The sequence below is a fragment of the Streptomyces tibetensis genome (genome assembly GCF_040647715.1).
Lineage (GTDB): Bacteria > Actinomycetota > Actinomycetes > Streptomycetales > Streptomycetaceae > Streptomyces > Streptomyces tibetensis_A.
Genome location: NZ_JBEZCR010000025.1, coordinates 33,864 through 40,151 on the forward strand (window position 1 = coordinate 33,864; position 6,288 = coordinate 40,151).

Genomic DNA, 6,288 nt, shown 5'->3' on the forward strand with positions numbered 1-6,288 from the left:
AAGCGCGATCGTGCCACATCGTACGCATGTGCGGCCGATTTCCGGCTAAACGGACCGGACCGGTCCGTATCACCCGGGCCAAGGGGGGGACCACCGTCACGCCGGAACCCGCACCTGCCCGCGTCACGCCACCCCAGGTTTGACGTTTCTGCCGGAGCGGGCCCCTGTCTCACACCCCGGCCGCGGCCGGGTCCGTCCGCCTCGCCAGTGCTGCCGCCGCCGCGCCCACCAGCCCCGCGTCGGTGCCCATCTGCGCCGGCGCCACGGTCAGGTGCCGGACGAAGGACAGCGTCGCGTAGGAACTCAGGGCCTTGCGCAGGGGATCGAACAGGACGTCGCCCGCCTTGCCCACTCCCCCGCCGATCACGGCGATGTCGATCTCCACGAGGGTCGCGGTGGCGGCGATCCCGGCGGCCAGGGCCTGGGCGGCCCGTTCGAAGGAGGCGAGGGCGACCGGGTCACCGCAGCGGGCGGCGGCGGCCACCGCGGCGGCGGAGGTATCCCCGTCCGGGCCGGGCCGCCAGCCGTTCTCCAGGGCGCGGCGGGCGATGTTGGGGCCGCTCGCGATGCGCTCCACACAGCCGTGCGAGCCGCACGGGCACAGATCGCCGTCGAGGTCCACGCTGATGTGGCCGATGTGGCCGGCGTTGCCGGTGGGCCCGGGATGCAACCGGTCGCCGAGCACCAGACCGCCGCCGACGCCCGTGGAGACGACCATGCACAGCGCGTTGGCGTGGCCCCGGGCGGCGCCCTGCCAGTGTTCCGCCGCGGTGATCGCCACACCGTCGCCGATCAGCTCGACGGGCAGCTCGCCCGCGGCGGCCCGGACGCGTGCGACGAGCGGGTAGTCGCGCCAGCCCGGCACGTTCACCGGGCTGACCGTGCCCGCTGAGGCGTCCACGGGCCCGGCACTGCCGATCCCCACGGCCGAGGCACGGTCCCACAGCGGCGACGCGGTGAGCTCGCCGAGCACCTCCGTCACGGCCCGCATCACGGTGTCGCCGTCCTCCCGCGCGGGCGTCGGCCGCTGGGCGCGGACCAGGATCCGGCCGTCGCCGTCCACCAGAGCGCCGGCGATCTTGGTACCGCCGATGTCGAGCGCGGCCACGAGGTCGGTGTGCATCAGAGTCGGATCTCCCCGTCGGGTCTCATGAGAAAAACGCCGATAAAGGCCGTCGAGCAAGGCGAGCAGCAGGCACGGCCCGCGGCGGTGCGCGGGCCGGAGAGTGCGGTGGACAGTCTCCCCCGAGCCTGACAACGTTGTCCAGGCTCTATGCTCGACGCCACATCCTCATACAAACCGAGAATCGACGCACCCGCGTGGACGACAGGACAGGACACCGCACCGTGCCCCAGACCCCCCTCCGCTCCGCAGCGCGCTACGGCACCCGGCCCACCATGAAGGACGTGGCCGCACGCGCCGGGGTCGGCCTCAAGACGGTCTCCCGTGTCGTGAACGGGGAGCCGGGGGTCACCGCGGAGACCGAGCAACGGGTCCAGGAGGCGATCGGCGCCCTCGGCTTCCGCCGCAACGACAGCGCGCGGGTGCTGCGCAAGGGCCGCACGGCGAGCATCGGACTGGTCCTGGAGGACCTCGCGGACCCGTTCTACGGGCCGCTGAGCCGGTCGGTCGAGGAGGTGGCCCGCGCGCACGGTGCCCTGCTGATCAACGGCTCCAGCGCGGAGGACCCCGAGCGGGAACAGGAGCTGGTGCTGGCGCTGTGCGCGCGGCGGGTGGACGGGCTGGTGGTGATCCCGGCCGGGGACGACCATCGCTATCTGGAACCGGAGCTCAAGGCGGGGGTCGCCACGGTGTTCGTGGACCGGCCGGCCGGGCGCATCGACGCCGACGTGGTCCTGTCGGACAACTTCGGCGGCGCCCGGGGAGGCGTCGCCCACCTCATCGCACACGGCCACCGGCGGATCGGCTTCATCGGCGACATGCCCCGGATCCATACCACCGCCGAGCGGCTGCGCGGCTACCGAGCCGCCATGGAGGACGCCGGCATACCCGTGGCGGACTCCTGGATGTCCCTCGGCGTCACCGGCCCCGAGCGGGTGCGCAGGGCGGCCGAGGACATGCTGACCGGCCCGGAGCCGGTCACGGCGATCTTCGCGGGCAACAACCGGGTGACGGTGACCGTGATCCGGGTGCTCGCCGAGCAGGCCCGCCGTGTCGCCCTGGTCGGTTTCGACGACATCGAGCTCGCCGACCTGCTCCAGCCGGGCGTCACGGTCGTGGCCCAGGACGCGGCGGACCTCGGCCGCACCGCGGCGGAACGTCTCTTCCGGCAGCTGGACGGCACCCCGGTCACCCCCGAGCGCATCGAGCTGCCGACCCGGCTGATCACCCGCGGCTCGGGCGAGATCCCCCCGGCGGACTGAGCGGCCGATGAACGACGCCACCGATCGCACCCTGCGGGCACTCGGCCTGGCCGAGGCGCCGCGGGAGCACCCTCTGCTGTACCCCGGGGCGTGGCCCGACGGTTCCGGGCTGCTCGACGGGGACAGCTTCCTGCCGCTGGAGCAGCTGGTGTTCGAGGACCGCACCCCGGTCATCGCCATCGGCTCGAACGGCAGCCCGGGGCAGTTGCGGCACAAGATGGTGGAGTTCGGGATCAGCGCGCCGCTGCCCATGGTGAAGGCGCGGGTGACGGGCATCGACGCCGGTGTCTCCGCGCATGTGAGCCGCATGGGGTACGTCTCCGCCTCGCCGGTCGGCGCCCCGGGCACCGTAAGGGAGTTGTTCGTCCTGTGGCTCGACGCCGAGCAGCTCGCGGTGATCGACGCGAGCGAGGGCGTGCCGGTGCCGGGCGGCAACTTCGACCGGGCCTGGCTGCCGTCGCCCGACGTCCGGATCGACCTCGCGGACGGCACCCTGCTGCCCGGGGCCTACGCCTACGTCAACCGGCACGGTGTCCTCCACGACGGCACGGGCACGCCGCGCGTCCACCCCGGTGAGCGGGAGCTGCTGACCGAGCTCCTCGTCGGGCTGCCGCGTCTGCGGGAGCTGTTCGGTGTCGTGCCGGAGGAGTTCTGCGCGCGGGCGCGGGGGGACCGGCGGCTGTGCGAGCGGGGCACGCGGCTGTTCGTCGAGGAGAAGCTGGTGACGGCCTGCGGTCTCGAGCGGTACGTCGCCGCTTCGGCCCGGGGTCAGCAGACCGGGAGTCCGGGCACCGGACCGTCGTTGTCGCCGCCCTTGATGTAGACGTCGCTGACCCGGACGTCCTTGTTGCCGCCGTCGTCGTCGGTCTTGGCCCACCAGACGTCGGTCCACTCCCCCGACGTCTCGCGGCGGCCCAGGTTCTGCCGGCGGTGGAAGTAGTCGGTGCCCGCGTTGAGGATGCCGGCCTTGGCGCCGGAGGCGGAGTAGACCTGGCAGTCGACTTGCCGCCACCGATGGCGTCACAGGCCGGGGCCGGGGTGGTCGAGCCGCCGCCGGTCGGGGCGCCGCCTCCCGAACCGCCGCCGGGGGTGGTGGTGCCACCGGTCGTTTTCCCGGTGGCCGGTGGCGCCGGGGCCAGACGGCGAGGCAGTCGTCCGGCTCCGTCCGTCCGCCCGTGCTCCCCCGTCGGCACCGCTGCCCCGTTCACGTGACCCCACCGGACGAGCCGACGACCCCGACACCGTCAGCGCGTGGCGTACAGACTACGGCGCACCTCCGACGGTGACAGGCGTCGGTGACGGCTGTGACAGGGCCGGTACGTGCCGTCCGGTCCCCGCCTGACCGGCATGGTCAGGCGGAGGCCGTCAGGTCCCCGCGACGGGGCGCCGCGAAGCTCTCCAGGTCCGCTCGGGTCAGGCCGGCCAGGCGCGCCACCTCGCCGTTGTCCAGGGCGCCGCAGTCCAGGCCGCGCAGCAGGTAGCCGCTGAGGGCCTTGGCGGTGGCGGGCTCGTCCATGACGTCGCCGCCGGTGCGGTTGGCGTAGCGGGACAGGCGGGCGGCGGCCTGCTCGAAGCCCTCGCGGTAGAAGGCGAAGACGGCCGCGTAGCGGGTGGGGATGTGCCCGGGGTGCATGTCCCAGCCCTGGTAGTAGGCGCGGGCCAGGGCGCGGCGGGTGAGGCCGTAGTGCAGCCGCCAGGCGTCGTGGACCTTGGCGGTCGGGCCGACCGGCAGGACGTTCGTCGAGCCGTCCGAGACGCGTACGCCCGTCCCGGCCGCCGCGACCTGCATGACGGCCTTGGCGTGGTCCGCCGCGGGGTGGTCGCTCGCCTGGTGCGCGGCGGAGACGCCCAGGCAGGCGCTGTAGTCGAAGGTGCCGTAGTGCAGGCCGGTGGCCCGGCCCTCGGCGGCCTGGATCATGCGGGCGACGGTGGCGGTGCCGTCGGCGGCGAGGATGGACTGGCTGGTCTCGATCTGGATCTCGAAGCCGATCCGGCCGGGCTCGAGGCCGTGTGCCTTCTCGAAGGCGTCCAGCAGCCGCGCCATGGCGGTGACCTGCTCCGCGTACGTCACCTTCGGCAGGGTGAGGACCAGACCGTCGGGCAGGCCGCCGGCCTCCATCAGGCCGGTGAGGAAGATGTCGAGGGTGCGGATGCCCCGGGCTCGTACGGGCGCTTCCATGCACTTCATGCGGATGCCCATGTACGGGGCGGCGGTGCCGTCCTCGTAGCCTGAGGCGATCAGCCGGGCGGCGCGGGCGGCGGCCTCGTCCTCCTCGGCGTCGGGGCGGTTGCCGTAGCCGTCCTCGAAGTCGACGCGCAGGTCCTCGATGGGCTCGCGCTCCAGCTTGGCGCGCACGCGCGCGTGGACGGGCCCGGCGAGTTCCTCGGAGAGCCCGAGGACGGCGGCGAAGGACGCGGCGTCCGGGGCGTGTTCGTCGAGTGCGGCGAGGGCCCGGTCCCCCCAGGAGCGGACGGTGTCGGCGGCGAAGGCGTCACCGGGTACGTAGACGGTGTGGACGGGCTGACGGCTTCCGGGGTCTCCGGGGTAGCGGCGCGCCAGCTCGGCGTCGACCGGCGCGAGGGAGGCGCTGATCTCCTCGCTGACGGCTCCCGCGAGGCTCGTCGCCACCTTCTCCTGCCGGTCCTGACCCATTGCGAGACCCTCCATTTTCCGCACAGCGGAATCAACAATCCGTAGAACGAAGTTATCGGCCGACCTTCGGCCTGGTCAACACCATCGTGGAGGGGATTTCCCCCTGCTTCCCTCTTGATCGCTGCCGATCGGCCCTCTTCTTCCGTACTCAGAAGGCAAGCTTCATCCTGACGTGCAAGGGGAGGGAGACCACGTGCCGAACGAGGCCGGCGTGACGCGCCGCCACGGGCTCAAGGCAGCGGCGGCCGCCGCCGTCGCGGGACCGCTGCTCACCACCGCGGGCCCCACACACCACGCTTCCGCCGGCGAGCACGCGGGCGCCCTGAACGTCATGACGTTCAACGTCCGTTTCGGGACCGTCGTCGACACGACACCGCGCTGGGAGGTACGCCGGCCGGTGATGCGAGAGCTGCTGCGCCGCGAGCGACCGCACGTCATCGGCACCCAGGAAGGGCTCTACCGGCAAGTGCGCGCGATCGAGAAGGATCTCGGCGCGCACTACGACTGGATCGGCACCGGACGCGGGGGCGGCAGCAAGGACGAGTTCATGGCCGTCTTCTACGACACCCGCAGACTCGAACCGATCGAGTTCGATCACTTCTGGCTGTCCGACACCCCGTACACGATCGCCTCGAACACCTGGGGCGCGGACTGGCTGCGCATGGTGACCTGGGTCCGTTTCGCCGACCTCGCCGACGGGGGGCGGGAGTTCTACGTCCTCAACACCCATCTCGACAGCGTCAGCCAGTACGCCCGGGAACGCTCGGCGGAGCTCATAGGCGAAACGATCACCGGGTGGGACCGGTCCTCACCGGTCGTCGTCACCGGCGACTTCAACGCGGCCGCCCACGACAACCGGGTGTACGACCTCATGCTGGACCTCGGACTGGTGGACGCCTGGGACGCGGCGGCCTCGCGGGGTCCGGCCTACGGGACGCACCACGGCTACCGGAGGCTCAAGCCCGGCGGGCGGCGCATCGACTGGATCCTCACCACTCCAGGGGTGACCACGCACTGGGCCGGGATGAACACCTTCAGCATGGACGGGACGTACCCGAGCGACCACCTGCCGGTACAAGCCTCGATGACCCTGGGATGACAAGAGGCTCCCGTGACCGTTGGCACGGTCACGGGAGCCTTCCACAGCCGGGGGTCGATCAGCCCTTGCGGGTCTTGATCTCCTCGGTGAGGGCCGGGACGACGTCGAAGAGGTCGCCGACGACGCCGTAGTCGACGAGGTCGAAGATCGG

At 72.4% G+C, this 6,288-nt stretch carries 5 protein-coding genes; 3 read left to right on the forward strand and 2 right to left on the reverse strand.

The window, feature by feature from the left end; genetic code table 11:
* Window positions 1-169 precede the first annotated feature (169 nt).
* Window positions 170-1,123: an ROK family protein gene (locus tag AB0B29_RS37365; RefSeq protein ID WP_362247159.1), complete on the reverse strand. Its 954-nt coding sequence runs from the start codon at window positions 1,121-1,123 to the stop codon at window positions 170-172.
* Between the two features lie 275 nt (window positions 1,124-1,398).
* On the opposite strand from AB0B29_RS37365, the gene AB0B29_RS37370 reads away from it, so the two are divergent.
* Both AB0B29_RS37370 and AB0B29_RS37375 read left to right on the forward strand, forming a co-directional pair.
* Entirely contained in the window at window positions 1,399-2,385 is a 987-nt protein-coding gene (locus tag AB0B29_RS37370) for a LacI family DNA-binding transcriptional regulator (RefSeq protein ID WP_362247169.1), read from the forward strand.
* A 7-nt stretch (window positions 2,386-2,392) separates the two neighbouring features.
* Window positions 2,393-3,208, forward strand: a complete 816-nt coding sequence (locus tag AB0B29_RS37375; protein ID WP_362247161.1) for a hypothetical protein — start codon at window positions 2,393-2,395, stop codon at window positions 3,206-3,208.
* Window positions 3,209-3,736: 528 nt separating this feature from the next.
* Here AB0B29_RS37375 and AB0B29_RS37380 read toward each other — a convergent pair.
* A complete protein-coding gene (locus AB0B29_RS37380; RefSeq protein ID WP_362247163.1) occupies window positions 3,737-5,038 on the reverse strand; it encodes a DUF6986 family protein in 1,302 nt (433 codons plus the stop codon).
* Between the two features lie 193 nt (window positions 5,039-5,231).
* Between AB0B29_RS37380 and AB0B29_RS37385 the strand changes: the two genes are divergently transcribed.
* On the forward strand, window positions 5,232-6,137 hold the full coding sequence (locus AB0B29_RS37385) for an endonuclease/exonuclease/phosphatase family protein (RefSeq protein ID WP_362247165.1): 906 nt from the start codon (window positions 5,232-5,234) through the stop codon (window positions 6,135-6,137).
* Window positions 6,138-6,288: the final 151 nt, after the last annotated feature.

Coding starts and splice junctions, on each gene's coding strand:
- AB0B29_RS37365 (WP_362247159.1), bottom strand. CDS start 1,123: ATGCACACCGACCTCGTGGCCGCGCTCGACATCGGCGGTACCAAGATC.
- AB0B29_RS37380 (WP_362247163.1), bottom strand. CDS start 5,038: ATGGGTCAGGACCGGCAGGAGAAGGTGGCGACGAGCCTCGCGGGAGCC.
- AB0B29_RS37370 (WP_362247169.1), top strand. CDS start 1,399: ATGAAGGACGTGGCCGCACGCGCCGGGGTCGGCCTCAAGACGGTCTCC.
- AB0B29_RS37375 (WP_362247161.1), top strand. CDS start 2,393: ATGAACGACGCCACCGATCGCACCCTGCGGGCACTCGGCCTGGCCGAG.